The sequence below is a fragment of the Hydrogenophaga laconesensis genome (assembly GCF_031457235.1).
Lineage (GTDB): Bacteria > Pseudomonadota > Gammaproteobacteria > Burkholderiales > Burkholderiaceae_C > Hydrogenophaga > Hydrogenophaga laconesensis.
The window spans coordinates 1-25,705 of record NZ_JAVDWE010000017.1 but is presented as its reverse complement, the minus strand read 5'-3'; the positions used below and the strand labels follow the sequence as shown (position 1 = coordinate 25,705).

Annotated in this window: 33 protein-coding genes and 1 tRNA gene; 31 read left to right on the top strand and 3 right to left on the bottom strand. The window is 63.5% G+C overall.

The annotated features are described in order from the left end of the window. Positions 1 to 6: 6 nt before the first annotated feature. The 5 genes from J2X09_RS23095 to J2X09_RS23075 all read left to right on the top strand — a co-directional run bounded on the left by J2X09_RS23095 (position 7) and on the right by J2X09_RS23075 (position 5,068). Positions 7 to 1,188, top strand: coding sequence for an isovaleryl-CoA dehydrogenase (locus J2X09_RS23095; protein WP_204735176.1), 1,182 nt, complete (start codon positions 7 to 9; stop codon positions 1,186 to 1,188). A 37-nt stretch (positions 1,189 to 1,225) separates the two neighbouring features. Beyond that, positions 1,226 to 1,885, top strand: coding sequence for a carbonate dehydratase (gene can / locus J2X09_RS23090; RefSeq protein ID WP_204735175.1), 660 nt, complete (start codon positions 1,226 to 1,228; stop codon positions 1,883 to 1,885). A gap of 71 nt (positions 1,886 to 1,956) precedes the next feature. After that, positions 1,957 to 3,141, top strand: coding sequence for an acetyl-CoA C-acyltransferase (locus tag J2X09_RS23085; protein ID WP_204735174.1), 1,185 nt, complete (start codon positions 1,957 to 1,959; stop codon positions 3,139 to 3,141). A 105-nt stretch (positions 3,142 to 3,246) separates the two neighbouring features. Beyond that, positions 3,247 to 3,915 carry an SDR family oxidoreductase gene (locus tag J2X09_RS23080; protein WP_204735173.1) on the top strand — a complete coding sequence of 223 codons (669 nt, stop codon included), beginning with the start codon at positions 3,247 to 3,249 and terminating at the stop codon, positions 3,913 to 3,915. Positions 3,916 to 3,937: 22 nt separating this feature from the next. Beyond that, on the top strand, positions 3,938 to 5,068 hold the full coding sequence (locus tag J2X09_RS23075) for an acyl-CoA dehydrogenase family protein (RefSeq protein ID WP_204735172.1): 1,131 nt from the start codon (positions 3,938 to 3,940) through the stop codon (positions 5,066 to 5,068). Between the two features lie 77 nt (positions 5,069 to 5,145). Here J2X09_RS23075 and proC read toward each other — a convergent pair whose 3' ends face one another. The 3 genes from proC to J2X09_RS23060 are packed head-to-tail and all read right to left on the bottom strand — an operon-like array spanning position 5,146 to position 8,295. Further along, positions 5,146 to 5,973 (bottom strand): pyrroline-5-carboxylate reductase, encoded by an 828-nt coding sequence (proC, locus tag J2X09_RS23070; RefSeq protein WP_204735171.1) that lies wholly within the window; start codon positions 5,971 to 5,973, stop codon positions 5,146 to 5,148. A gap of 22 nt (positions 5,974 to 5,995) precedes the next feature. Beyond that, positions 5,996 to 7,489, bottom strand: a complete 1,494-nt coding sequence (gene glpK / locus J2X09_RS23065; protein ID WP_204735170.1) for a glycerol kinase GlpK — start codon at positions 7,487 to 7,489, stop codon at positions 5,996 to 5,998. A 23-nt stretch (positions 7,490 to 7,512) separates the two neighbouring features. Continuing rightward, the gene (locus J2X09_RS23060; protein ID WP_204735169.1) at positions 7,513 to 8,295 is read right to left on the bottom strand and encodes a DeoR/GlpR family DNA-binding transcription regulator; all 783 of its coding nucleotides are present in this window, start codon (positions 8,293 to 8,295) and stop codon (positions 7,513 to 7,515) included. Positions 8,296 to 8,456: 161 nt separating this feature from the next. Here J2X09_RS23060 and J2X09_RS23055 point away from each other — a divergent pair, with 161 nt between their 5' ends. From J2X09_RS23055 to J2X09_RS22930, 26 genes are all read left to right on the top strand, one after another. Next, positions 8,457 to 9,533 carry an ABC transporter ATP-binding protein gene (locus J2X09_RS23055; protein WP_204735168.1) on the top strand — a complete coding sequence of 359 codons (1,077 nt, stop codon included), beginning with the start codon at positions 8,457 to 8,459 and terminating at the stop codon, positions 9,531 to 9,533. Next, complete coding sequence (locus tag J2X09_RS23050; RefSeq protein ID WP_204735167.1) at positions 9,533 to 10,609, top strand: ABC transporter ATP-binding protein; 1,077 nt, start codon at positions 9,533 to 9,535, stop codon at positions 10,607 to 10,609. The genes J2X09_RS23055 and J2X09_RS23050 overlap by 1 nt, the downstream gene beginning before the upstream one ends. Next, a complete protein-coding gene (locus J2X09_RS23045) occupies positions 10,606 to 11,493 on the top strand; it encodes a carbohydrate ABC transporter permease (protein WP_204735166.1) in 888 nt (295 codons plus the stop codon). Before J2X09_RS23050 ends, J2X09_RS23045 begins: the two co-directional genes overlap by 4 nt. Then, positions 11,486 to 12,298, top strand: coding sequence for a carbohydrate ABC transporter permease (locus J2X09_RS23040; protein WP_204735165.1), 813 nt, complete (start codon positions 11,486 to 11,488; stop codon positions 12,296 to 12,298). The genes J2X09_RS23045 and J2X09_RS23040 overlap by 8 nt, the downstream gene beginning before the upstream one ends. Positions 12,299 to 12,308: 10 nt before the next feature. Next, a complete protein-coding gene (locus tag J2X09_RS23035) occupies positions 12,309 to 12,617 on the top strand; it encodes a DUF2160 domain-containing protein (RefSeq protein WP_204735164.1) in 309 nt (102 codons plus the stop codon). A gap of 94 nt (positions 12,618 to 12,711) precedes the next feature. Further along, positions 12,712 to 14,445 carry an ABC transporter substrate-binding protein gene (locus tag J2X09_RS23030; RefSeq protein WP_204735163.1) on the top strand — a complete coding sequence of 578 codons (1,734 nt, stop codon included), beginning with the start codon at positions 12,712 to 12,714 and terminating at the stop codon, positions 14,443 to 14,445. Between the two features lie 68 nt (positions 14,446 to 14,513). Next, positions 14,514 to 16,103 carry a glycerol-3-phosphate dehydrogenase/oxidase gene (locus tag J2X09_RS23025; protein WP_204735162.1) on the top strand — a complete coding sequence of 530 codons (1,590 nt, stop codon included), beginning with the start codon at positions 14,514 to 14,516 and terminating at the stop codon, positions 16,101 to 16,103. A 174-nt stretch (positions 16,104 to 16,277) separates the two neighbouring features. After that, on the top strand, positions 16,278 to 16,646 hold the full coding sequence (gene rplN, locus J2X09_RS23020; protein ID WP_009514936.1) for a 50S ribosomal protein L14: 369 nt from the start codon (positions 16,278 to 16,280) through the stop codon (positions 16,644 to 16,646). A 9-nt stretch (positions 16,647 to 16,655) separates the two neighbouring features. Continuing rightward, the gene (rplX, locus tag J2X09_RS23015; protein WP_204735161.1) at positions 16,656 to 16,976 is read left to right on the top strand and encodes a 50S ribosomal protein L24; all 321 of its coding nucleotides are present in this window, start codon (positions 16,656 to 16,658) and stop codon (positions 16,974 to 16,976) included. 2 nt (positions 16,977 to 16,978) lie between these two features. Beyond that, positions 16,979 to 17,518: a 50S ribosomal protein L5 gene (rplE, locus tag J2X09_RS23010; RefSeq protein ID WP_204735160.1), complete on the top strand. Its 540-nt coding sequence runs from the start codon at positions 16,979 to 16,981 to the stop codon at positions 17,516 to 17,518. Positions 17,519 to 17,526: 8 nt separating this feature from the next. After that, entirely contained in the window at positions 17,527 to 17,832 is a 306-nt protein-coding gene (gene rpsN / locus J2X09_RS23005) for a 30S ribosomal protein S14 (protein ID WP_204735159.1), read from the top strand. Between the two features lie 18 nt (positions 17,833 to 17,850). After that, on the top strand, positions 17,851 to 18,246 hold the full coding sequence (gene rpsH / locus J2X09_RS23000; protein ID WP_204735158.1) for a 30S ribosomal protein S8: 396 nt from the start codon (positions 17,851 to 17,853) through the stop codon (positions 18,244 to 18,246). A gap of 22 nt (positions 18,247 to 18,268) precedes the next feature. Beyond that, positions 18,269 to 18,802, top strand: coding sequence for a 50S ribosomal protein L6 (gene rplF, locus J2X09_RS22995; RefSeq protein ID WP_204735157.1), 534 nt, complete (start codon positions 18,269 to 18,271; stop codon positions 18,800 to 18,802). A gap of 11 nt (positions 18,803 to 18,813) precedes the next feature. After that, positions 18,814 to 19,179: a 50S ribosomal protein L18 gene (gene rplR / locus J2X09_RS22990; RefSeq protein ID WP_204735156.1), complete on the top strand. Its 366-nt coding sequence runs from the start codon at positions 18,814 to 18,816 to the stop codon at positions 19,177 to 19,179. 18 nt (positions 19,180 to 19,197) lie between these two features. Then, positions 19,198 to 19,716, top strand: a complete 519-nt coding sequence (gene rpsE / locus J2X09_RS22985) for a 30S ribosomal protein S5 (RefSeq protein ID WP_066267885.1) — start codon at positions 19,198 to 19,200, stop codon at positions 19,714 to 19,716. Between the two features lie 11 nt (positions 19,717 to 19,727). Continuing rightward, positions 19,728 to 19,910: a 50S ribosomal protein L30 gene (gene rpmD / locus J2X09_RS22980; protein WP_159589446.1), complete on the top strand. Its 183-nt coding sequence runs from the start codon at positions 19,728 to 19,730 to the stop codon at positions 19,908 to 19,910. Between the two features lie 14 nt (positions 19,911 to 19,924). Then, complete coding sequence (rplO, locus tag J2X09_RS22975; protein WP_204735155.1) at positions 19,925 to 20,365, top strand: 50S ribosomal protein L15; 441 nt, start codon at positions 19,925 to 19,927, stop codon at positions 20,363 to 20,365. Positions 20,366 to 20,388: 23 nt separating this feature from the next. After that, positions 20,389 to 21,702: a preprotein translocase subunit SecY gene (gene secY / locus J2X09_RS22970; RefSeq protein WP_204735154.1), complete on the top strand. Its 1,314-nt coding sequence runs from the start codon at positions 20,389 to 20,391 to the stop codon at positions 21,700 to 21,702. Positions 21,703 to 21,711: 9 nt separating this feature from the next. Then, the gene (infA, locus tag J2X09_RS22965; RefSeq protein WP_066267877.1) at positions 21,712 to 21,930 is read left to right on the top strand and encodes a translation initiation factor IF-1; all 219 of its coding nucleotides are present in this window, start codon (positions 21,712 to 21,714) and stop codon (positions 21,928 to 21,930) included. Positions 21,931 to 21,972: 42 nt separating this feature from the next. Continuing rightward, positions 21,973 to 22,086 carry a 50S ribosomal protein L36 gene (gene rpmJ, locus J2X09_RS22960; RefSeq protein WP_009514917.1) on the top strand — a complete coding sequence of 38 codons (114 nt, stop codon included), beginning with the start codon at positions 21,973 to 21,975 and terminating at the stop codon, positions 22,084 to 22,086. A gap of 23 nt (positions 22,087 to 22,109) precedes the next feature. Then, complete coding sequence (gene rpsM / locus J2X09_RS22955) at positions 22,110 to 22,475, top strand: 30S ribosomal protein S13 (protein WP_137917294.1); 366 nt, start codon at positions 22,110 to 22,112, stop codon at positions 22,473 to 22,475. Between the two features lie 18 nt (positions 22,476 to 22,493). Next, positions 22,494 to 22,898 (top strand): 30S ribosomal protein S11, encoded by a 405-nt coding sequence (gene rpsK / locus J2X09_RS22950; RefSeq protein WP_066267872.1) that lies wholly within the window; start codon positions 22,494 to 22,496, stop codon positions 22,896 to 22,898. A 151-nt stretch (positions 22,899 to 23,049) separates the two neighbouring features. Continuing rightward, positions 23,050 to 23,673 carry a 30S ribosomal protein S4 gene (rpsD, locus tag J2X09_RS22945; RefSeq protein ID WP_204735153.1) on the top strand — a complete coding sequence of 208 codons (624 nt, stop codon included), beginning with the start codon at positions 23,050 to 23,052 and terminating at the stop codon, positions 23,671 to 23,673. Positions 23,674 to 23,766: 93 nt separating this feature from the next. Continuing rightward, positions 23,767 to 24,753 carry a DNA-directed RNA polymerase subunit alpha gene (locus tag J2X09_RS22940; RefSeq protein ID WP_066267868.1) on the top strand — a complete coding sequence of 329 codons (987 nt, stop codon included), beginning with the start codon at positions 23,767 to 23,769 and terminating at the stop codon, positions 24,751 to 24,753. An 87-nt stretch (positions 24,754 to 24,840) separates the two neighbouring features. Further along, positions 24,841 to 25,236, top strand: a complete 396-nt coding sequence (gene rplQ, locus J2X09_RS22935; RefSeq protein ID WP_204735152.1) for a 50S ribosomal protein L17 — start codon at positions 24,841 to 24,843, stop codon at positions 25,234 to 25,236. 17 nt (positions 25,237 to 25,253) lie between these two features. Then, a tRNA-Met gene (locus J2X09_RS22930) sits at positions 25,254 to 25,330 on the top strand. Positions 25,331 to 25,705: the final 375 nt, after the last annotated feature.

The following is a 25,705-nucleotide window of genomic DNA, read 5'->3' as shown; positions in this document are numbered from 1 at the left end:
GAATCCATGACCCATCTGCCCGGCCTCAATTTCCAGCTCGGAGAGGACATCGACGCATTGCGTGACGCCGTGCGCGACTTCGCCCAGACCGAGATCGCGCCGCGCGCAGCCGAGATCGACCGTGCCGACCAGTTCCCGATGGACGTCTGGCGGAAGATGGGAGAACTCGGCGTGCTCGGCATCACCGTCGGCGAGGAGTACGGTGGCGCGAACATGGGGTACCTCGCGCACATGATCGCCATGGAGGAGATCTCGCGCGCCTCGGCCAGCGTGGGCCTGTCCTACGGCGCGCACAGCAACCTGTGCGTGAACCAGATCAAGCGCAACGGCAACGAGGCACAGCGCCAGAAGTACCTGCCCAGGCTCATCAGTGGCGAACACGTGGGCGCGCTGGCCATGAGCGAACCCGGCGCCGGCTCCGATGTGATCAGCATGAAGCTCAAGGCCGAGGACAAGGGCGGCTACTACCTGCTCAACGGCAGCAAGATGTGGATCACCAACGGCCCCGACGCCGACACCATGGTGGTCTATGCCAAGACCGAGCCCGAGATGGGTGCGCGCGGCGTCACCGCGTTCATCGTCGAGAAGGGCATGAAGGGCTTCTCGACCGCGCAGAAGCTTGACAAGCTCGGCATGCGCGGCAGCCACACGGGCGAGATGGTGTTCAACAACGTCGAGGTGCCGGCCGAGAACATCATGGGAGGCCTGAACAACGGCGCCAAGGTGCTCATGAGCGGGCTCGACTACGAACGTGCGGTGCTCACCGGCGGCCCACTGGGCATCATGCAGGCGGTGATGGACAACGTGGTGCCCTACATCCACGACCGCAAACAATTCGGCCAGAGCATCGGCGAGTTCCAGCTCATCCAGGGCAAGGTGGCTGACATGTACACCGTGCTGCAGGCGGGCCGCTCCTTTGCCTACACGGTGGCCAAGAACCTTGACCTGCTGGGCACTGAACACGTTCGCCAGGTGCGCAAGGACTGCGCGTCCGTCATTCTGTGGTGCGCGGAAAAGGCGACCTGGATGGCTGGCGAGGGCATCCAGGTCTTCGGTGGCAATGGCTACATCAACGAGTACCCTCTGGGTCGCCTGTGGCGCGACGCCAAGCTCTACGAGATCGGTGCCGGCACAAGCGAAATCCGCCGCATGCTGATCGGCCGCGAGCTGTTTGCCGAAACCATGTGACCATCAGGGCCCCACGCCAACCGGACAATGCATACCCATGAGTGACGATCTTCAGCACCTGATTGACCACAACCGCCGCTGGGCGGCCCAGGTCGAGGCCGAGCGCCCTGGCTTCTTCACCAAACTCTCGCAGCAGCAGAGCCCCCGCTACATGTGGATTGGCTGTTCCGACAGCCGTGTGCCCGCGAACCAGATCACGGGCCTCGACCCCGGCGAGGTCTTCGTGCACCGCAATGTGGCCAACGTGGTGGTGCCCACCGACCTCAACTGCCTGTCCACCGTGCAGTACGCGGTCGACGTGCTCAAGGTCGAACACCTGATGGTGGTGGGTCACTACGGCTGCGGCGGTGTGCTGGCCGCGCTGCGCGACACCCGCGTGGGCCTCGCAGACAACTGGCTGCGCCACATCAAGGACGTGCGCGACCGCCACTCGGCGTTGATCGCCGGCCTTCCCGAGGAGCACCGCCACGACGCGTTGTGCGAACTCAATGCCATCGAACAGGTGGTCAACGTGGCGCAGACCACCGTGGTGCAGGACGCGTGGCACCGGGGCCAGCCGCTCGCGCTGCACGGCTGGGTCTACGGCCTCAAGGACGGGCTGGTGCAGGATCTGCAGATGACCCTGCGCGGCAACCCGGATCTCGACTCGACCTACCTGCACGCCATCGAAGGCGTGGCCGTGCGAAGCCGCGACTGAATTCACCCGGGCCGCGACTTGCGGCGGCCCGTGCCGCCATCCTCTTCTTTTTTCAACCAGGAGCCACGTTCATGTCCGCAGATCCCATCGTCATCGTCGGCGCTGCCCGCACTCCCATGGGGTCGTTCCAGAGCGATTTCGCCAGTCTTGCCGCTCACGACCTCGGGGGTGCCGCGATCCAGGCGGCCGTGCAGCGGGCCGGCGTGGACCCTGCCCTGGTCGATGAGGTGCTGTTCGGCAACTGCCTGATGGCGGGCCAGGGTCAGGCGCCCGCGCGTCAGGCCGCGTTCAAGGGCGGTCTGCCGAAATCGGCCGGCGCCGTCACGCTCTCCAAGATGTGCGGCTCGGGCATGAAGGCCACGATGCTCGCGCACGACATGCTCGCCGCCGGCAGCGCCACCGTGATGGTGGCCGGTGGCATGGAGAGCATGACCAACGCGCCTTACCTGCTGCAGAAGGGCCGTGGTGGCTACCGCATGGGCCACGACAAGGTGTACGACCACATGATGCTCGACGGCCTGGAAGACGCCTACGAACCCGGCCGCTCCATGGGCACCTTCGGCGAGGACTGCGCTGCGAAGTACAGCTTCACGCGCGAACAGCAGGACGCCTTCGCCATCGCCTCGGTCACCCGCGCCAAGGCCGCCACCGACAGCGGTGCCTTCGCCGCCGAGATCACCCCCGTGACGGTGAAGGAGCGCAGCGGCGAGCGCGTGGTGGCCATTGATGAGGGCCCGGGCAAGGTCAAGCTCGACAAGATCCCCGGCCTCAAGCCCGCCTTCAAGAAGGACGGCACCATCACCGCCGCGTCCAGCTCGTCCATCAACGACGGCGCCGCCGCGCTGGTGCTGATGCGCGAATCCACCGCGAAACAGCTTGGCGCGAAGCCGCTGGCGCGCATCGTCGGCCATGCCACCCACGCGCAGGTACCCAACTGGTTCGCCACCGCACCCGTGGGCGCCACGCAGAAGCTGCTGGACAAGACCGGCTGGAAGGTCAGCGACGTTGACCTGTGGGAGATCAACGAAGCCTTCGCTGTGGTGCCCATGGCGCTGATGACCGAACTCCGCATTCCGCACGAAAAGGTCAACGTCAACGGCGGCGCCTGCGCGCTGGGCCACCCGATCGGGGCCAGCGGCGCGCGCATCCTTGTCACGCTGCTGCACGCGCTCAAGGCGCGCGGCGGCAAGAAGGGCGTGGCCACGCTGTGCATCGGCGGCGGCGAAGCCACCGCGATGGCCGTAGAACTGGTTTAACCCCCCCCCGCGCTGCCTTCGGCGTCACTCCCCGAGGGGCGCCACTGGTGGCCCGGCGGAGCCGGTTGCGCGGTGGCACTGGCGCCTGCAGACTCCTTCATTTCCATGAGCACTGTTCTTGTCATCGGCGCGTCGCGCGGTATCGGGTTGGAGATCGTGCGCCAGTTCCTGGCGGCAGGCGATCGCGTGATCGCCACCGCGCGCGACGACGCGGGACTGCAGCACCTGCGCGAACTGGGTGCCGAGCCCTTGCGTGTGGACGTGGCCGATCCCGCCAGCGTGAGCGGCCTGGCCTGGTCGCTCGATGGTGAGGAGCTCGATATCGCCCTGTACGTGGCGGGCGTGATCGACGCGGCCGACGCGCGCACGCCGCCCACGCGCGAGGCCTTCGACCGCGTGATGCACGCCAACGTGCTCGGTGTGATGCAGGCGCTGCCGCAGGTGATGCCCGCCGTGCAGGCCGCCGGTGGCGTGTTCGGCGCCTTCTCCAGCGAGATGAGCCAGATCGGCCTGGTGGATGGCAGCGACGCCTGGCTGTACCGCGTGAGCAAGGCCGCGCTGAACATGGCCGTGGCCAGCGCACGGCACAGCTACCCCGGCGTCACCTGCGTGGCGCTCGACCCTGGCTGGGTGCAGACCGACATGGGTGGCGGTTCGGCCCCCCTGACGGTCGAGCAGAGTGTGGCCGGGCTGCGCCGCGTCCTGGCGTCCATCACCGCCGAAGACAACGGCCGACTCATCCACCACGACGGGCGGCGCGCCGCCTCCTGGTGATTCCTTTTTCCGAAAGATTGCCATGCCCTTGAACCAGGACCAACTCATGATCCGCGACGCGGTGCGCAGCTTCGCCCAGGAGCAGCTCTGGCCACACGCAGCCCGCTGGGACAAGGAGCACCACTTCCCGAAGGAGGTGCACCAGGGCCTGGCCGCACTGGGCGCCTATGGCATCTGCGTGCCCGAAGCGCTGGGCGGTGCGGGGCTGGACTATGTGACGCTGGCCGTGGTGCTGGAGGAGATCGCGGCCGGCGACGGTGGCACCAGCACCGCGATCTCGGTCACCAATTGCCCGGTCAACGCCATCCTCATGTGCTATGGCAACGCCGCGCAGCAGGAGGCCTGGTTGCGCCCATTGGCGGCCGGCGAGATGCTGGGCGTGTTCTGCCTGACGGAACCGCATGTGGGCAGCGACGCTTCCGCCTTGCGGACGACGGCGGTCAAGCAGGGTGATGATTACGTCCTCAACGGGGTGAAGCAGTTCATCACCAGCGGCAAGAACGGGCATCTGGCGATCGTGATCGCGGTGACGGACAAGGGCGCTGGCAAGAAGGGCATGAGCGCCTTCCTGGTGCCGACGGACACGCCAGGCTATGTGGTCGCGCGGCTGGAAGAGAAGCTCGGCCAGCACAGCAGCGACACCGCGCAGATCAATTTCGAGAATTGCCGTGTACCGGCAGAGAACCTGATCGGCGCCGAGGGCGAGGGCTACAAGATCGCGCTGTCGGCGCTGGAGGGTGGCCGCATCGGCATTGCCGCGCAGAGCGTGGGCATGGCGCGCAGCGCGTTCGAGTGTGCGCTGACGTACGCGAAGCAGCGCGAGAGTTTCGGCCAGCCGATCTTCAGCCACCAGGCGGTGGGTTTCCGGTTGGCCGAAATGGCGACGCAGATCGAGGTGGCGCGCGCGATGGTGCACCACGCGGCGGCGCTGCGCGACGCGGGCGAGCCCTGCCTGAAAGAGGCGGCCATGGCCAAGCTGTTTGCCAGTGAGATGGCCGAGAAGGTGTGCTCGGACGCGATCCAGGTGCACGGTGGCTATGGCTACGTGAGCGATTTCCCGGTGGAGCGGATCTACCGGGATGTTCGGGTGTGCCAGATCTATGAGGGCACGTCGGACGTGCAGAAAATTCTCATCCAGCGATCGTTGGCCTGAGTCTTCGTCTCCGGTGGGTTGGAGGACAGCCGCGGGGCAGCGCGTGTCGCATCCGCAAGCAACGAGCGAAGCAAAGCCTACTTCCCGAATTCCCGCCCCAGCTCCGCCGCGCGTTTCTGCGCCGCGAACAGCGCGTCCTCGAACTTTGCCTTCACACCCGCTGCCTCCATCGATGTGAGCGCCGCGTAGGTCGTGCCACCCTTCGAAGTCACCCGCTCGCGCAGCGTCTGCGGCGGGTCGTCCGAGCGCTGCGCCAGTGTGGCCGCGCCCACGAACGTGCCCACCGCGAGCTGGTAGGCCACCTCGGGCGGCAGGCCCATGCGGGTGCCTGCGTCTCGCATGGCCTCGAGGAAATAGAACACGTAGGCCGGGCCGGAGCCGGAGAGCGCGGTGACAGCGTCGAGCTGCGATTCTTCCGCCACCCACACCAGATCACCGGTCGTCTTCACCACCGCCTCCACGAGCGCGCGGTCGGCATCGTTCGCGGCATCGCGGGCGAACAGACCGGTCATGCCCAGACCAACCAGGGCCGGCGTGTTGGGCATGGCGCGCACGATGCGTTGCGTCTGTAGCCAGCCGGCCATGCTGTCGCTGGTGATGCCAGCGGCCACGCTCAGGTGCAGCGTGTCGGCCAGGTGCGGCGGGCAGGCCAGCGCCGCGTCCTTGAAGGTCTGGGGTTTCACCGCCCACACCACGAGGTCCGAGTGCCTCAGCCCCGGCCCGGCGGCGGCCAGCACGGCGATGCCGGGAAACTGCTGATGCAGGCGCGTGCGCTGTTCGTCCCAGGGTTCGACGATCTGCAGGGCATGGGCGGGATGGCCCTGGCGGACCAGGCCGCCAACAATGGCGCTGGCCATGTTGCCGCCGCCAATGAAGGTGATGGTGGGGTGCGTGGAGGTGTTCATCGCGCGATTGTCGCGCGTCGGATCAGGGTGCCACCGTCTGGCGCACGGCATGCTCCCACTGCGCCATCTTTTCGGCGGCGCGCTCTCGCGACAGCGTGGGGTGGAAGGTGCGTTCGGCGCGCCACTGCTTCGAGAGCTCGTCCAGCCCGCCGTACACGCCGCTGTGCAGCCCGGCGAGGTAGGCCGCGCCGAGGGCCGTGGTCTCGATCACGGCCGGGCGCACCACGGGGATGCCCAGCAGGTCGGCCTGGATCTGCATCAGCAGGTCGTTGGCGCAGGCGCCACCGTCCACGCGCAGCTCGCTCACCGGCACGCCACCGGCGGCCACCGCGTCGCGGCCCATGGCATCGAGCAGGGCAGCGCTCTGGAAGGCGATGCTCTCCAGCGCTGCGCGGGCAATGTGGGCGATGGTGCTGCCCCGCGTGAGGCCGGTGATGCTGCCGCGCGCATCGGGCTGCCAGTACGGCGCGCCCAGACCGGTGAAGGCCGGCACCAGCACGACGCCGCCCGCATCGGGCACGCTTTCGGCGAGCGCCTGCACCTCGCTGCTGGACTTGATCGCGTGCAGGCCATCGCGCAGCCACTGCACCACCGCTCCTCCGATGAACACGCTGCCTTCCAGCGCGTACTGCTGTGCGCCGGCCGGTTGCGCGGCGGCGGTCGTGATGAGGCCGTTCTCACTCACCTGGAATCGCTTGCCGGTGTGCATGAGCATGAAGCAGCCGGTGCCATAGGTGTTCTTGGCCATGCCCGCGGTGAAGCAGGCCTGGCCGAAGAGGGCGCTCTGCTGGTCCCCCGCCACGCCGCCGATCTCCAACGGCGCACCCAGCCATTCGGTCTTCATCCGGCCGAAGGCCGCGCTGGAGGGCAGCGCCTCGGGCATCAGACTTTTCGGCACATCGAGCAGCGCCAGCAGCTCGTCGTCCCACTCGCGGGTGTGGATGTTGAACAGCATGGTGCGCGAGGCGTTGCTCACGTCGGTGACGTGGCGCCCGTCGCCGCACAGCTGCCAGATCAGCCAGCTGTCCACGGTGCCGAAAGCCAGCTCGCCACGCTCGGCCTGCGCGCGCGCGCCAGGCACGTTGTCGAGAATCCACTTGAGCTTGGTGCCGGAGAAATAGGCGTCGATGCGCAACCCCGTCTTCTTCAGCACCGTGTCGCTGGCGCCGCGCTCGCGCAGTTCGGCGCAGGTGGCCTCCGCGCGGCGGTCCTGCCAGACGATGGCGTTGTACACAGGCTCGCCGGTCTTGCGGTTCCACACCAGCGTGGTCTCGCGTTGGTTGGTGATGCCCACCGCCCGGATCTGGTCGGCGCGCAGGTCCGACTGCTTCAGCGCTTCGCGTGCCGTCTCCAGCTGGGTGTGCCAGAGGTCGCGCGGGTCGTGCTCGACCCAGCCCGGCTGTGGGTAGATCTGGCGGAACTCGCGCTGTGCCATGGTGACCACGCGGCCCTGTCGATCGAACACGATGCTGCGTGAACTGGAGGTGCCCTGGTCGAGGGCGAGCAGGTAGGTCATGGCGTGGTTCGGATATGAAAGGGTCAGGCGTTGTCGGTGTCCACACCGGCGCGCACGCATTCGACGTTCGCCTGCGCGAGCAGGTCGGCGAAAGGCGGGGGCGGGGGCAGGTCGGTGAAGACCACGTCGATGTCGTCCAGCCGGGCCAGCTCGACCATCGCCGGGCGGTTGAACTTGCTGTGGTCTGCCGCCAGCCAGACCTCGCGCGACTGCTCGACGATGGCGCGCGCCACCTTCACCTCGCGGTAGTCGAAGTCGCGCAGCGTGCCGTCACCCTCGATGCCGCTGATGCCGATCAGGCCGATGTCCACCCTGAACTGGCGGATGAAGTCCACCGTGGCTTCGCCCACGATACCCTGGTCGGCGCCGCGCACCAGGCCGCCGGCCACGATCACCTCGCAGTCCGGGTTTGTGCTCATCAGCGAAGCGATGTGCAGGTTGTTGGTGATCACGCGCAGGCCGCTGTGGTGCTGCAGCTCGCGCGCCACTGCCTCGATGGTGGTGCCGATGTTCATGATCAGCGAGCAGCCGTTGGGCACGCGCCGGGCCACCGCGCGGGCAATGCGCGTCTTGGCGTCCGATTGCATGGCCTGGCGCTGGCGGTAGGCGATGTTCTCGGTGGTCGACCCTGGTTGGCGCACGCCGCCATGAAAGCGCGAGAGCAGCCCAGCCTCGGCTAGGCGCTGCACGTCGCGGCGCACGGTTTGCAGGGTGACGCCGAAACGCTCGGCCAGGGCCTCGATGGTCTGTGGACCGTGGGCGCGCACTTCGTCGAGCAGCTGGGTGTGGCGGGGATTCAGGTTCATCGGCCGGGGTCTTGCGGGGGAAGTCCACCCGAACATAACGGAAATTTTTTCGCGCCCAGATCAGGGTAAATACCGAATAAAAAGGAACATAAACGAACAACATAATCTTCAAAACGAAACGCCATCCGCGCCGGGTGTGCGGTTTATCACGCGGAATCTGCATGCAGCTGTCACTGGAACACGTGAGCAAGACCGTGGGGCCGAGCACCCATCTCTATCCGCTGAGCCTTGATCTGGCTCCCGGCGCCGTCACCGTGCTGCTGGGCGCCACCCAGGCCGGCAAGACCAGCCTGATGCGCGTGATGGCTGGGCTGGACACGGTCACCGCAGGCCGCGTGCTGGTCGATGGGGCGGACGTGACGCGGGTGCCGGTGCGCCAGCGCAACGTGGCCATGGTCTATCAGCAGTTCGTCAACTACCCTTCGATGACGGTGGCGCAGAACATCGCATCGCCGATGCGACTGCGTGGCGAGCGCGACGTGGAGCAGCGTGTGCGCGAACTCGCAGGTCGGCTGCACATCGAGGCATTCCTCGACCGCCTGCCTGCGGAACTCTCTGGCGGGCAGCAGCAGCGCGTGGCGCTGGCCCGCGCGTTGGGCAAGCACGCACCGCTCATGCTGTTCGACGAGCCCCTGGTGAACCTGGACTACAAGCTGCGCGAAGAGTTGCGCGAGGAGCTCACACAACTCTTCGCCACCAGCGATGCCACCGTGGTCTACGCCACGACGGAGCCGGGCGAGGCCTTGCTGCTGGGCGGCTACACGGCGGTGATGGACGCGGGTGAGCTGCTCCAGTACGGCCCCACCGCCGAGGTGTTTCATGCGCCGTGCAGCATCCGAGTGGCGCGGGCGTTCAGCGACCCACCCATGAATCTGATGAGCGCACAAACAGTGGCCGGCGGGGTGCGTGTGCAAGACGATCAGGTCTGGCCACTGGGGTTGCCGCCGGACGCGCCTGCCCGCCTCATCCTGGGTGTGCGGGCGGGGGGGCTGCGCATAGACCCGCGACCCGGCGACATGGCTGTGCCAGGGCGCGTGGAATTGGCCGAGATCGCCGGTTCCGACACCTTCGTGCATGTGCACACCGGGCTGGGCGAACTGGTGGCCCAGCTCACTGGTGTGCACGACTGCCCGCTGGGTGACCCGATCACCCTCCACCTTCAGCCCGAAAGCCTTTTTGTCTTCGATGCCGACGGGCCTCTGGTGCGCGCACCGGCCCGGGCGGGGAGGGTGGGCTGATGGCACGCATTGAACTCGATCTGGCGCACGCCTACCGGGCGAATCCGAAGGCCGATGAGGACTACGCGCTGCTCCCCCTTCAGATGACCTTCGAGGATGGCGGCGCCTACGCGCTCCTCGGACCCTCGGGCTGCGGCAAGACAACGATGCTCAACATCATCTCGGGTCTGCTGGTGCCATCGCAGGGCACGGTGCGTTTCAACGGCAAGGACGTGACGCGGCAAAGCCCCCAGCAGCGCAACATCGCGCAGGTGTTCCAGTTCCCGGTCATCTACGACACCATGACCGTGGCGCAGAACCTGGCGTTCCCCTTGCGCAACCGCAAAGTGCCCGCAGCGGATATCCAGGCAAGGGTCGGCCGCATCGCCGAAATGCTGGAGATGAGCCACCAGCTGGACATGCGCGCGGCAGGTCTCTCCGCCGACCAGAAGCAGAAGATCTCGCTCGGTCGTGGACTGGTCCGTTCGGACGTCTCCGCCGTGCTGTTCGATGAACCGCTCACGGTGATCGACCCTCACCTCAAGTGGCAACTGCGGCGCAAGCTCAAGCAGATCCACCAGGAGCTCAAGCTCACGCTGATCTACGTCACGCACGATCAGGTGGAAGCTCTCACCTTCGCCGAAGAGGTGGTCGTGATGACCCGTGGACGCGCCGTACAGATCGGTTCCGCCGAGGCGCTGTTTGAAAGGCCTGCACACACCTTCGTCGGCCATTTCATCGGCTCGCCCGGCATGAACTTCCTGCCGATCACCAGCGTTCGCGGCGGCCTGATGGTGCTGGGGCATCCGCTGGCGAACAACCGGGGGCGGGCACTGCCCGAGGGATCACTGAAGCTCGGCATCCGGCCAGAGTACCTGACGCTCGGGCAGGCTGCGGAGCCCGATACCCTGCCCGCGACCGTGGTGCGCGTGCAGGACATCGGCACCAGCGTGATGCTGACCTGTGAGGCAGGCGGGCACCGCCTGAAGTGCCGGCTGACGCCAGAGACCACCGTGCCCGCCGTGGGTGAGGTGGTGAGCCTGCGGGTGCTGGACAGGCACACCTGCTTCTACCACGACGAGGTGCTCATCACATGACGACCAAACCCGTGAACCAGAAGGCGTGGTGGCTCGTGCTGCCCGTGATTCTCTGCGTGGCCTTCTCTGCCGTGCTGCCGCTGATGACAGTGGTGAATTATTCGGTGCAGGACGTGCTCTCGCCCGACCGCCGCGTGTTTGTCGGCACCGAGTGGTTCGCCGCCGTGATGCGCGACAGCGAACTGCACCTGGCGCTGTGGCGACAGATCCAGTTCTCGCTCGCCGTGCTGCTGGTGGAGATTCCGCTGGGCATCGCACTGGCGCTGTCCATGCCCGCGCAAGGCTGGAAGTCTTCCGCTGTGCTGGTGCTGGTTGCGCTGTCGCTGCTCATTCCCTGGAACGTGGTCGGCACCATCTGGCAGATCTTCGGCCGCGCCGACATCGGCTTGCTGGGTTACTTCCTGCAGTGGGCTGGCATGGACTACAGCTACACCGGCAATCCGGTGCACGCGTGGTGGACGGTGCTCATCATGGACGTGTGGCACTGGACGCCGCTGGTGGCCCTGCTGGCCTTCGCCGGTCTGCGCAGCATTCCCGACGCCTACTACCAGGCCGCCAGCATCGATGGCGCGAGCAAATGGTCGGTGTTCCGTTACATCCAGCTGCCCAAGATGCGCGGCGTGCTGATGATCGCGGTGCTGCTGCGCTTCATGGACAGTTTCATGATCTACACCGAGCCCTTTGTGCTCACCGGTGGCGGCCCGGGCAACGCCACCACCTTCCTTTCGCAATACCTCACCACCAAGGCCGTCGGCCAGTTCGACCTCGGCCCGGCAGCGGCGTTCTCGCTGATCTATTTCCTCATCATCCTGCTGTTCTGCTTCGTGCTCTACAACTGGATGCAGAGCCTGGGCACATCCGAAAAGGAGCAGGGCCATGGATAACCGGCGCTTTCGCAAGAGGACGCTGTTCCTCATTGCCTACCTGGTCTTCGCGCTTCTGCCCATCTACTGGATGGTCAACATGAGCTTCAAGACCAACCAGGAGATCCTGTCCTCGTTCACGCTGTGGCCGACGGAGTTCACCTGGGCGAACTACCAGACCATCTTCACCGACCCTTCCTGGTACTCCGGCTACATCAACAGCCTGATCTATGTCGGCATCAATACGGTGATCTCACTGGTGGTGGCGCTGCCCGCGGCCTACGCGTTCTCGCGCTACCGTTTCCTGGGCGACAAGCATGTGTTCTTCTGGCTGCTCACCAACCGCATGACGCCGCCCGCGGTGTTCCTGCTGCCGTTCTTCCAGCTGTACACCACGCTGGGTCTGATGGACACGCACATCGCGGTGGCCATGGCGCACCTTCTGTTCAACGTGCCGCTGGCGGTGTGGATCCTGGAGGGCTTCATGAGCGGTATTCCGCGCGAGATCGACGAGACCGCATACATCGACGGCTACAGCTTCCCGCGCTTCTTCTTCACCATCTTCCTGCCGCTCATCAAGGCAGGGGTGGGCGTGGCGGCCTTTTTCTGCTTCATGTTCAGCTGGGTGGAACTGCTGCTGGCGCGCACGCTCACCAGCGTGAACGCCAAGCCCATCGTCGCGACGATGACACGCACGGTGAGTGCCAGCGGCATGGACTGGGCCACGCTGGCCGCCGCCGGCGTGCTGACCATCGTGCCAGGCGCGATCGTCATCTGGTTCGTGCGGCACTACATCGCGAAGGGCTTCGCGATGGGCCGCGTTTGAGGAGATTTCCATGTTTGCCTGGATGGTCTGGACCACACCCGTTGCCGTCTTCTTCACGTGCATCGCGCTCATGCTTGCGGGCATGACGCTGTGGGAAGTCAAGGCACCCACGATCGAGCGCAAGGGCTTCCTGCCCATGGTCACCACGCGCGGCGACCGCCTTTTCATCGGCCTGCTGGGCGCGGCCTACATCAACCTCGCCTTCGTCGGCATGGCGGGCCGGTTCGTCGAGTGGTTCTCGCTCGAGCAGGAACCCAGCATCTGGATCGCCTTCGTGCTCTCCATGGGCTGGCTGCTTCTGGTGATGCGCAAGGGCTGACGCCACGGCCGGCTTTTTCCCGTATTCGGCCCGTTGCTTCCCCGGGGCCGAGACCTGTCACACGCCGGGGAGGCATACCGCTCGAGGAGACAACATGAGATTGCGACACACCGCGCTGGCCACGGCCGCGCTGCTGGCCATGGGTTCTCTGCCCGCCTGGGCCGACGAAGCCGCGGCAAAGAAGTGGATCGACAACGAGTTCCAGCCTTCCACCCTCACCAAGGCGCAGCAGGCCGCCGAGATGAAGTGGTTCATCGACGCCGCCGCCAAGCTCAAGGCCAAGGGCGTGAAGGAGATCTCGGTGGTGTCCGAAACCATCACCACGCACGAGTACGAGAGCAAGACGCTTGCCAAGGCCTTCGGTGAAATCACCGGCATCACCGTCAAGCACGACCTGATCCAGGAAGGGGATGTGGTCGAGAAGCTGCAGACCTCGATGCAGTCGGGCAAGTCGATCTACGACGGCTGGATCAGCGACTCCGACCTGATCGGCACGCACTATCGCTACGGCAAGATGATGAACCTGACCGACTACATGGCGGGCAAGGGCAAGGAGTTCACCAACCCGGGGCTGGACATCAAGGACTTCATCGGCACCAGCTTCACCACCGCGCCGGACGGCAAGCTCTACCAGTTGCCCGACCAGCAGTTCGCCAACCTGTACTGGTTCCGCGCCGATCTGTTCGACCGCAAAGACCTGAAAGACAAGTTCAAGGCCAAATACGGCTACGACCTCGGTGTGCCGCTGAACTGGAGCGCTTACGAAGACATCGCCGAGTTCTTCACCAACGACGTGAAGACCATCGACGGCAAGCCGATCTACGGCCACATGGACTACGGCAAGAAGGATCCATCGCTGGGTTGGCGCTTCACCGACGCCTGGCTGTCCATGGCCGGCACCGCCGACGTCGGTATTCCGAACGGCAAGCCGGTGGACGAGTGGGGCATTCGCGCATCCGCCGACGGCTGCCATCCGCAGGGGGCGAGCGTGTCGCGCGGCGGGGCCACCAACTCGCCAGCCGCTGTGTACGCACTCACCAAGTACATCGACTGGATGAAGAAGTACGCGCCCAAGGAGGCCACCGGAATGACGTTCGGCGAAGCCGGCCCGGTACCTGCCCAGGGGCAGATCGCGCAGCAGATCTTCTGGTACACGGCGTTCACCGCCGACATGACGAAGCCCGGGCTCCCTGTGGTCAACGCCGATGGCACGCCCAAGTGGCGCATGGCCCCCGGCCCGAACGGTCCGTACTGGAAGCAGGGCATGCAGAACGGCTACCAGGATGTTGGCTCCTGGTCCTTCTTCAATGGTCATGACGAAAACAAGACCGCGGCGGCCTGGCTGTATGCGCAGTTCGTGACCGCCAAGACCACATCGCTGAAGAAGACCATCGTGGGCCTCACCCCGATCCGCGAAAGCGACATCCAGAGCAAGGCCATGACCGATCTGGCGCCCAGGCTCGGCGGCCTGGTCGAGTTCTACCGCAGCCCGGCCCGCGTGGCCTGGACGCCCACCGGCACCAACGTGCCCGACTACCCCAAGCTCGCGCAACTCTGGTGGCAGAACGTGGCGCAGGCGGTGACGGGCGAGAAGACGCCTCAGGCCGCGATGGACAACCTGGCCGAGCAGATGGACCAGGTGATGAGCCGCCTCGAACGCGCAGGCATGGAACGTTGTGCGCCCAAACTCAATCCCAAGGGCGATCCCAACAAGTACCTGAGCGACAAGGCCGCGCCCTGGAAGAAGCTGGCCAACGAAAAGCCGAAGGGAGAGACCATCGCCTACGACCAGCTGCTCAACGCGTGGAAGAATGGCAAAGTACGCTGATGTGATGCCTCGGCTTTTGTAGCAATCCCCCTCCGGACCTCGTGGTTCGGAGGACCATCTTCTCTCTCATGAAACGCGCAGAACTGCTCGACTCGCTCCCGCGCCACGGTGTCTATGACCTGGCCGTCGTCGGTGGCGGTGCCACCGGCCTGGGGGTGGCGCTCGATGCGGCACTGCGCGGTTTCTCCGTGGTGCTGCTGGAATCGCACGACTTCGCTGGCGGTACCTCGTCCCGTTCCACCAAGTTGCTGCACGGTGGCGTGCGTTATCTCGCCCAAGGCAACCTGGCCTTGGTGCGCGAAGCCCTGGCCGAGCGCGCGACTGTGCTGCGGGTGGCGCCCCACCTGGCCCAGCCTCTGCCCTTTGTCATGCCTTCTTACCGCTGGTGGCAGACGCCTTTCTATGGTCTCGGCCTCAAGCTGTACGACCTGCTCGCGGGCGGCGCGGGGCTGGGTCGTACGGAGTTTCTGAGCCGCGAAGAGGCGCTACAGGCCTTGCCGGGCGTCAACCCGGAAGGGCTGCGCGGCGGCGTCAAGTACTGGGATGGGCAGTTCGACGACGCCCGCCTCGCGCTTGCGCTCGCGCGCAGCGCGGAAGCGGCGGGAGCCCGCGTGCTGAACTACGCCGAGGTGACGTCTGTGCGCCAGCTCGCCGGCGGCGACCACCCGTTGTCCGCGCTGGCGGTGACCGACCGGCGAGGCGGCAACGCCTTCGAGTTGCAGGCGCGCTGCGTGGTCAATGCCGCCGGTGTCTGGGTCGACGCGCTGCGCGACCACACAGAACCCAAAGTGAGCGAGGGCTCACGCTCAAACATGGTCAGCCCCAGTCAGGGTGTGCATGTGGTGGTCGATCGCGACTTCCTCCCGGGTGGTCATGCCCTGCTGGTGCCCAGGACGCGCGATGGGCGTGTCCTGTTCGCGGTGCCATGGCTGGGGAAACTGGTGCTGGGGACCACCGACACGCCTCGCCGGGATCTACCGCGCGAACCCGATGCCTTTGCCGAAGAGCTGGAATTCATTCTGGGCGAGGCCAGCCAGGTACTCAGCCGGCCCGTGCGCCGTGAAGACATTCGCAGCCTCTGGGTGGGCCTGCGCCCCCTGGTGGCGGCCCCCGAATCCGCCAAGGGGGGCACCAAGGTGTTGTCCCGGGAGCACACCATCGTGGTGGATGCCAGTGGCCTCGTCACCGTTACGGGTGGCAAGTGGACCACCTATCGCGCCATGGCTGAGGACGTGCTGGAGCGTTGCTTCGCCAGCCGGCTGCTGCCGCACCGGGCTGGCGGCCAGAGCGCGAAGCAAGTGTTGCTGGGTGCCGAAGCCGTTAGCAGTCCGGTCACGCCCCTGCATACCGCGCCCGGCCTTCATCTATACGGCACGGAAGGGCCCAAAGTCACCGCATGTCCTGGCGCGGCGACATTTCTCGGGGCCGGACTGAGCGAGGCCATGGTGCGCTACGCCGCCCGGTTTGAATACGCCCAGACCGTGGAGGATGTCCTGGCCCGCCGCTGGCGCATTCTGTTCCTGGATGCGGTCGAAGCCTCGCGCTTGGCGCCCGACGTGGCCGCCATTCTGCTCGACGAGCTGGGCGTGGACCCCGAACTGGCTGCCTTCCAGCAACTGTGTGCCCGATATTTGCCTGTACACACGCAGGCCAGTTGACCAGGTTTTAAACCCATGCCATAATTTGTGGCTTCGCCTGAAAAGGCGGAGAGCTATCTGCCCACCGAAGCAGGTGGGTCGGGCGCAATGCCCGGCCAGCCTGCGACGACGGGCCCAAGACTGATCACTCTCGGCCGTGGTGGCAGGGGGGATTCAAGTTGGGACTTAAATCAAATGATTCAAACGCAATCTCGACTCGATGTTGCTGACAACACGGGCGCGAAGTCCGTGATGTGCATCAAGGTGCTCGGCGGCTCCAAGCGTCGTTACGCCAGTGTGGGCGACGTCATCAAAGTCAGCATCAAGGAAGCAGCGCCCCGTGGCCGCGTCAAAAAAGGCGAGGTCTACAACGCTGTGGTGGTTCGCACCGCCAAGGGCATCCGTCGCCAGGATGGCGCCCTGATCAAATTCGACGGCAACGCGGCTGTGTTGCTCAATGCCAAGCTGGAGCCCATCGGCACCCGCATCTTCGGACCGGTCACGCGCGAGTTGCGCACCGAGAAGTTCATGAAGATCGTGTCCTTGGCGCCCGAGGTTCTCTGAGGAATCATCATGAACAAGATTCGTAGTGGCGATGAGGTCATCGTGATTGCCGGTCGTGACAAGGGCAAGCGCGGCAAGGTGTTGCAGCGCAGCGACGACAGCCATCTGGTTGTCGAAGGCGTCAACCTTGTGAAGAAGCATGCCAAGCCGAACCCCATGAAGGGCATCACCGGCGGCATCATCGAAAAGACCATGCCCATCCATCAGTCCAATATCGCCATCTTCAATGGCGCTACGGGCAAGGCGGATCGCGTGGGTATCAAACTTCTGGCTGACGGCAAGAAAGTGCGCGTCTTCAAGTCCAGCGGTGAAGAAATCAAGGTGGCATGACCATGGCACGTTTCCAAGAGATCTATCGCGACTCCGTCGCTCCCGAACTCATGAAGAAGTTCGGCTACAAGTCGACCATGGAGGTGCCTCGCATCACCAAGATCACGCTGAACATGGGCGTGAGCGAGGCCGTGGCTGACAAGAAGGTCATGGACAACGCTGTGGGCGACCTGACCAAGATCGCAGGCCAGAAGCCGGTCGTGACCAAGGCCCGGAAGGCTATCGCGGGTTTCAAGATCCGTGAGCAGCAAGCCATTGGCTGCATGGTGACCCTGCGCGGCGCCCGTATGTACGAATTCCTGGACCGTTTCGTCACCGTGGCGCTGCCCCGTGTGCGCGACTTCCGTGGTATCTCCGGCCGTTCGTTCGACGGCCGTGGCAACTACAACGTCGGCGTCAAGGAGCAGATCATTTTCCCTGAGATCGAGTACGACAAGGTCGATGCCCTGCGCGGTCTCAACATCAGCATCACGACGACCGCCAAGAACGACGAAGAGTGCAAGGCTCTTCTGGCTGGTTTCCGTTTCCCGTTCAAGAACTGAGGTGGCGCGTGGCTAAACAAGCACTACTCCAACGTGAACTCAAGCGCGAGAAGCTCGCGGCCAAGTTCGCCAAGAAATACACCGAGCTCAAGGCGACGTCCAGCGACGCCAAGAAGAGCGAGGAAGAGCGCGATGCCGCCCGGCTGGCGCTGCAGAAGCTGCCCCGCAATGCCAACCCGACCCGTCAGCGCAACCGCTGCGAGATCACTGGCCGTCCGCGTGGCACCTTCAATCATTTCGGTCTGGCCCGTGCCAAAGTCCGTGAAATGGCGTTTGCCGGTGAGATCCCCGGCATCACCAAAGCCAGCTGGTAAGCAACAGGAGAACCACAAATGAGCATGAGTGATCCTATTGCCGACATGTTGACCCGCATCCGCAACGCACAGATGGTCGAAAAGGCCGTTGTGACGATGCCGGCTTCCAAGGTCAAGGCCGCTATTGCCCAGGTCCTGAAGGACGAGGGTTATATCGATGGCTTCCAGGTCAAGAGCGCCGATGGCAAGAATGAGCTTGAAATCGCCCTCAAGTACTACGCTGGCCGTCCTGTGATTGAACGCATCGAGCGCGTGAGTCGTCCTGGCCTGCGTGTCTACCGTGGCCGGAACGCCATTCCCCAGGTCCAGAACGGCCTGGGCGTGGCCATTGTCACCACGCCGCAAGGTGTGATGACCGACCGCAAGGCGCGCGCCACCGGTGTCGGTGGCGAAGTCCTGTGTTACGTCGCCTGATGCGGGCATTGAGGAGAAATTAATGTCACGTATTGGAAAACTGCCGGTCACCATCCCAGCCGGGGTGGAAGTCGCGGTCAAGGACAACCAGATCAATGTCAAGGGTGCCCTGGGTGCCTTGGCGTTGACGCAGAACGCACTGGTCAAAGTGGAGAACAAGGGCGGCACGCTGACCTTCGTTCCCGTGGATGAGTCGCGTGAAGCCAATGCCATGTCGGGCACCATGCGCCAGCTGGTCAACAACATGGTCAATGGTGTGAGCAAGGGCTTCGAGAAGAAGCTGACGTTGTTGGGTGTGGGCTACAAGGCCCAGGCACAAGGCGCCAAGCTCAACCTGACGGTCGGCTACTCCCATCCTGTTGTGATGGACATGCCTGCCGGCATCAAGGTGGAAACCCCGACGCCAACCGAGATCCTGATCAAGGGTTCCGACCGCCAGCGCGTGGGCCAGATCGCTTCCGAGGTGCGAGCTGTTCGCCCTCCCGAGCCCTACAAGGGCAAGGGCATCCGTTATGCGGATGAGAAGGTCGTGATCAAGGAAACCAAGAAGAAATAAGGACCAGGATCATGTTGACCAAAAAAGAGCAACGTCTCCGCCGCGCCCGTCAGACGCGCATCCGCATCGCGCAGCAAGGCGCCGTGCGCCTGAGTGTGAATCGCACCAATCTGCACATCTATGCCAGCGTTATTTCCGACGACGGCAGCCGCGTGCTGGCTGCGGCTTCGACCGCTGAAGCCGAAGTGCGTGCTCAGATCGGCGGCGCGGGCAAGGGTGGCAACACCGCTGCCGCAGCCCTGGTGGGCAAGCGCATCGCTGAAAAGGCGAAGGCCGCCGGCATCGAGAAGGTGGCGTTTGACCGTTCCGGTTTTGCTTACCACGGCCGGGTGAAAGCCCTGGCAGACGCGGCGCGTGAAGCCGGTCTGCAGTTCTGATCAAACGGAATACACAAAATGGCTAAATTTACGGCAAACATCAACAAAGAAGCGAACGAAGACGGTCTGCGCGAGAAGATGATCGCGATCAACCGCGTGACCAAGGTGGTCAAGGGTGGTCGCATTCTCGGTTTCGCGGCGTTGACCGTGGTCGGTGACGGCGATGGCCGCGTGGGCATGGGCAAGGGCAAGGCGCGTGAAGTGCCGGTGGCTGTGCAGAAGGCCATGGAGCAGGCCCGCCGCAACATGATCAAGGTGTCGCTCAAGAACGGTTCGCTGCACCACAGCGTGCACGGGGAGCACGGCGCTTCCAACGTGATGATGCTGCCGGCCTCCAAGGGTACCGGCATCATCGCCGGCGGCCCGATGCGCGCCGTGTTCGAAGTGCTGGGTATCACCGACGTCGTGGCCAAGAGCCATGGTTCGAGCAACCCCTACAACCTGGTGCGCGCCACGCTGGACGCATTGAAGAACTCGACGACCCCTGCCGACGTGGCTGCCAAGCGTGGCAAGTCCGTCGAAGATATCCTGGGTTGATTGGAGCGATCATGACCACTCAAAATACCGTCAAGGTCCAACTGGTGCGCAGCCCCATTGGTACCAAGCAATCCCACCGTGACACCGTCCGTGGCCTGGGCCTGCGCAAGCTCAACAGCGTGAGCGAGCTGCAGGACACGCCCGCCGTGCGCGGCATGATCAACAAGATCAGCTATCTGGTCAAAATCGTCTGATCGGAGTCACTGACATGCAACTCAATACCATCAAGCCTTCCGAAGGCGCCAAGCACGCCAAGCGCCGTGTTGGCCGCGGCATCGGCTCTGGCCTGGGCAAGACCGCGGGTCGTGGCCACAAAGGCCAGAAGTCCCGTTCGGGTGGTTACCACAAGGTCGGTTTCGAAGGCGGCCAGATGCCTCTGCAGCGTCGTCTGCCCAAGCGCGGCTTCAAATCTGCGCAGCTGCAGTTCAACGCCGAAGTGACTCTGGCTGCTCTCAATGCTCTCGAAGCCAGTGAAATCGATGTGCTCGTGCTGAAGCAGGCTGGTCTCGTACCTCACCTCGCCAAGCGCGTCAAGGTTGTCAAGACCGGTGAGATCACGCGTGCCGTGACCCTCAAGGACATCGCTGCCACGGCGGGTGCCAAGCAGGCCATCGAGGCCGCAGGTGGCTCGCTGGCTACTGCCGCCTGATCGGACACGAACGGAAGCTTCCTGTGGCAACTGGATCCACGTCCCTGGCCAAAACCGGAAAGTTCGGTGACTTGCGTCGCCGGCTGGTGTTCCTGTTGCTGGCTCTGGTGGTCTACCGCATCGGGGCCCATATCCCCGTTCCCGGTATCGACCCCGCGCAACTGGCACAACTGTTCCAGGGTCAGCAGGGGGGCATTCTCAGCCTGTTCAACATGTTCTCGGGCGGTGCGCTGTCGCGCTTCACCGTGTTCGCGTTGGGCATCATGCCGTACATCTCCGCCTCAATCATCATGCAGCTGATGACCTACGTGGTTCCCACGTTCGAACAGCTGAAGAAAGAGGGCGAAGCAGGCCGTCGCAAGATCACGCAATACACCCGGTATGGCACGCTGGCGCTCGCCATCTTCCAGGCCATGGGCATTGCCCTGGCGTTGGAAGGCCAGGCTGGTCTGGTGATCGATCCCGGTATGGGTTTCCGCCTGACGGCTGTGGTGAGCCTGGTGGCGGGCACCATGTTCCTGATGTGGCTCGGCGAGCAGATCACCGAACGGGGTCTGGGCAACGGTATCTCGATCCTGATCTTTGCTGGTATTGCCGCAGGCCTGCCCAGCGCGATTGGTGGGTTGCTCGAACTGGTGCGCACAGGTGCCATGAACATCCTGGTGTCGATCTTCATCATCGTGCTGGTGATCCTGGTCACCTATTTCGTGGTGTTCGTGGAACGCGGTCAGCGCAAGATCCTGGTGAACTACGCACGCCGGCAGGTGGGCAACAAGGTGTACGGCGGCCAGTCGTCGCACCTTCCGCTCAAGCTGAACATGGCTGGCGTGATTCCGCCGATCTTCGCGTCGTCGATCATTCTGCTGCCCACCACGGTGGTGAGTTGGGTGAGCACGGGAGATTCGACCCGTTGGCTGCGTGACCTTGCCGCTGCGCTGTCCCCCGGACAACCGATTTACGTGGCGCTGTATGCCGCGGCCATCGTCTTCTTCTGCTTCTTCTACACCGCGTTGGTGTTCAACAGCCGTGAGACGGCCGATAACCTGAAGAAGAGCGGCGCGTTCGTTCCGGGTATCCGTCCTGGCGACCAGACCGCGCGCTATATCGACAAGATCCTGCTGAGGCTGACACTGGCCGGTGCTGTGTACATCACCGCGGTGTGTCTGCTGCCAGAGTTCCTGATCCTGAAGTACAACGTGCCGTTCTATTTTGGCGGCACCTCCCTGTTGATCATCGTGGTGGTCACCATGGACTTCATGGCCCAGGTTCAGAATTACATGATGTCGCAGCAATACGAATCGCTGCTCAAGAAGGCCAATTTCAAAACCTCCCCTTGAACTTCGCTTATGGCCAAGGATGACGTGATCGAGATGCAGGGTGAGGTCGTTGAAAACCTCCCCAATGCGACTTTCAGGGTCAAACTCGAAAACGGTCATGTGGTGCTGGGGCACATCAGCGGCAAGATGCGGATGCACTACATCCGGATCTTGCCAGGGGACAAGGTCAAGGTGGAGCTGACACCTTATGACCTTACCAGAGCGCGAATCGTGTTCCGCTCGAAGTGAAGGTCGGTATTGAACGTTTTTAGGAATATCTAGGAGAAGACTATGAGAGTTTCGGCTTCGGTCAAGAAAATGTGCCGCAACTGTAAGATTATCAAGCGGCATGGTGTCGTGCGAGTCATTTGCACCGATCCGCGTCACAAACAGCGTCAAGGCTGATTGGTTAGTTAAGAGGACCCAACATGGCTCGTATTGCAGGCATCAACATTCCGCCGCACAAGCACGCTGAAATCGGCTTGACGGCAATCTTCGGCATTGGCCGCACCCGCGCTCGCAAGATTTGCGAAGCCTGCGGTATTGACTACGCCAAGAAGATCAAGGATCTGAGCGACGCGGAACTCGAAAAGGTGCGCGATCAGGTCGGTACGTTCACGATCGAGGGCGACCTGCGTCGTGAAACCACCATGAACATCAAGCGTTTGATGGACATTGGTTGCTACCGTGGCTTCCGCCACCGTCGTGGTCTGCCGCTGCGTGGTCAGCGTACCAAGACCAACGCCCGTACGCGCAAGGGTCCCCGCAAGGCTGCCCAGTCGCTGAAAAAATAAACGGTTAGAAGGACCCTCATGGCCAAGTCTCCCTCCAGCAGCGCATCTGCCCGCGTCCGCAAGAAAGTCCGCAAAAACGTTGCCGACGGCATTGCCCACGTGCACGCGTCGTTCAATAACACCATCATCACCATTACCGACCGCCAGGGCAACGCACTGTCGTGGGCATCGTCGGGTGGTCAGGGCTTCAAGGGCTCGCGCAAATCCACGCCGTTCGCTGCCCAGGTGGCATCCGAAGTCGCAGGCCGCGCAGCCATTGAACAAGGCATCAAGAACCTGGATGTCGAGATCAAGGGTCCCGGTCCCGGCCGTGAATCGTCGGTGCGCGCGCTTGGTGCGCTCGGCATCCGCATCAACTCGATCTCGGACGTGACGCCGGTGCCGCACAACGGCTGCCGTCCGCAGAAGCGCCGTCGTATCTGATGGCATACCGCGGATCGCGGTATAATTGAAGGCTTTTTCGAGCGCCACCGCAGATTGTTCTGCGGTGGCATTTTTGCTAAGCCCACCGCCACCTTCAACACAAGGTGGCTCCCGCAACACATGGTTGTGGCAGTGAAACAAGGAAACCAACGTGGCACGTTACCTCGGCCCCAAGGCCAAACTTTCTCGCCGTGAAGGCGCCGACCTGTTGCTCAAGAGCGCTCGCCGCTCGATCAGCGACAAGGCGAAATTCGACTCCAAGCCTGGCCAGCATGGCCGCACTTCTGGTCAGCGTACGTCCGATTTCGGCGTGCAGCTGCGCGAGAAGCAGAAGGTCAAGCGCACGTATGGCGTGCTGGAGCGTCAGTTTCGACGCTACTTCGCCGAAGCGGATCGTCGCCGTGGCAACACCGGTGCCAACCTGCTGTTCCTCCTGGAAGCCCGTCTCGACAACGTGGTGTTCCGCATGGGCTTTGCTTCAACCCGTGCCGAGGCCCGTCAGATCGTGTCGCACAAGGCGATCACGGTGAACGGCAAGGCAGTCAATATTCCGTCGTACTCGGTCAAGGCCGGCGACGTGATCGCTGTGCGCGAAAAGTCGAAGAAACAAGGTCGTGTGGTTGAGGCGCTCGAGCTGGCCAAGCAGATCGGCTTCCCCGCCTGGGTGGAAGTTTCGGCCGACAAGGTCGAAGGTGTGTTCAAGAAGTCGCCTGATCGCGATGAGTTCGGCTCCGACATCAACGAATCGCTGATCGTCGAACTGTATTCCCGTTAATTCCGTTCCCGATCTGCACTTTCTGGGTGCGGTCGGGCCATGCTCCGTCTGCCTTATCGGTGTAACGAGCCGAGGGTCCTGAAGGAAGTTTGAATGCTGAACAATCTGCTGAAGCCCAAGACCATCAACGTCGAGCAAGTCTCGACCAATCGTGCCAAAGTCACGCTCGAGCCTTTCGAGCGCGGTTATGGCCACACGCTGGGCAACGCCCTGCGTCGGGTTCTGCTGTCGTCCATGACGGGCCACGCACCGACCGAAGTCACCATTGCGGGTGTCGTTCACGAGTATTCCTCGATCGACGGCGTGCAGGAAGACGTGGTCAACATGCTCCTGAATCTCAAGGGCGTGGTGTTCAAGCTGCACAACCGCGATGAAGTCACGCTGAGCCTGCGCAAGGACGGTGAGGGCCTCGTCACTGCGGCCGACATCCAGACGCCACACGATGTTGAAATTGTGAATCCCGGCCACGTGATCGCCACGTTGTCTGCTGGCGCCAAGCTGGATATGCAGATCAAAGTGGAAAAAGGCCGTGGCTATGTGCCTGGCAGCCTTCGTCGCAACGATGACCAGACCCGTTCCATTGGTCGCATCGTGCTCGACGCCTCTTTCTCGCCCGTCAAGCGTGTGAGCTACACCGTGGAAAGCGCGCGCGTCGAGCAGCGCACCGACCTGGACAAGCTGGTCCTCGAAATCGAGACCAATGGTTCCATCGGCCCTGAAGAGGCGGTGCGCGCCTCTGCCAAGATCCTCGTCGAACAGCTGGCGGTGTTCGCGCAACTCGAAGGTGTGGAGCTCTCCGCATTCGATGCACCGGCCCAACGCAGCTCGCAACAGTTTGACCCGATCCTGCTGCGCCCTGTGGACGAGCTCGAGCTCACCGTGCGTTCAGCAAACTGCCTCAAGGCCGAAAACATCTATTACATCGGTGACCTGATCCAGCGCACCGAGAACGAGCTCCTCAAGACCCCGAATCTGGGTCGCAAGTCGCTCAACGAAATCAAGGAAGTGCTTGCCTCGCGTGGGCTGACCTTGGGCATGAAGCTTGAAAACTGGCCGCCTGCTGGCCTGGACAAGCACTGAGACCGCAGTGTCTGGCCAAGGAGGTCAGACCCGGACGAACTCTCAGTACCTGATACGGCTGAGAGCAAAACACTGAAAGGATGAAAAATGCGTCACGGACACGGACTTCGTAAACTCAACCGCACCAGCGAGCACCGTCTCGCGATGTTGCGCAACATGATGAACTCGTTGCTCACGCACGAAGTCATCAAGACCACGGTGCCCAAGGCCAAGGAGCTGCGCCGAGTGGTCGAGCCCATGATCACCCTGGCCAAGGAGCCCACCGTCGCCAACCGCCGCTTGGCATTTGATCGCCTGCGTGATCGCGACGTGGTGGTGAAGCTTTTCAACGAATTGGGTCCACGCTTCAAGGCCCGTCCTGGTGGTTACACCCGCATCCTGAAGATGGGTTTCCGCGTGGGCGACAACGCTCCGATGGCATTGGTCGAGCTGGTTGATCGTGCAGAAGAAGTTGCGCCGACAGCTGATGCTGATAAAGCGTGATAGAATACAAGGCTTGGCGCGGAGTGGAGCAGCCTGGTAGCTCGTTGGGCTCATAACCCAAAGGTCGCAAGTTCAAATCTTGCCTCCGCAACCAAAATTACATCAAGCATTGCTTGTCATTGATGTGGAATCCAAGTCGAAATGTCGCGAAACGACGCTTCGAACCGGATTTCAACCGCGACAAAGTGAGCCGGATTCACAATCAAGGTGCTTGGTGAGAATGAAGCGAGTCAGATGACTCGCTTTTTTTCGTCTGTACTTGGCAGGGAGCAGCCATGCAGCGTTGCCGCTGAGCCAGCTTTGAAGCAGCCTGCGCCCACATCTACCGTAGCAGGTAGCTGAACGCCGGAGTGCACCCAGCAGCAACTACGCTTCGTGGGCTGCTGCCGGTTTCAAAGACACCTTGTTAAGGTGGAAGATGAAACCGGAGGTGGTTTATGGAGAGAAGACGGACATTCAGCCGCGAGTT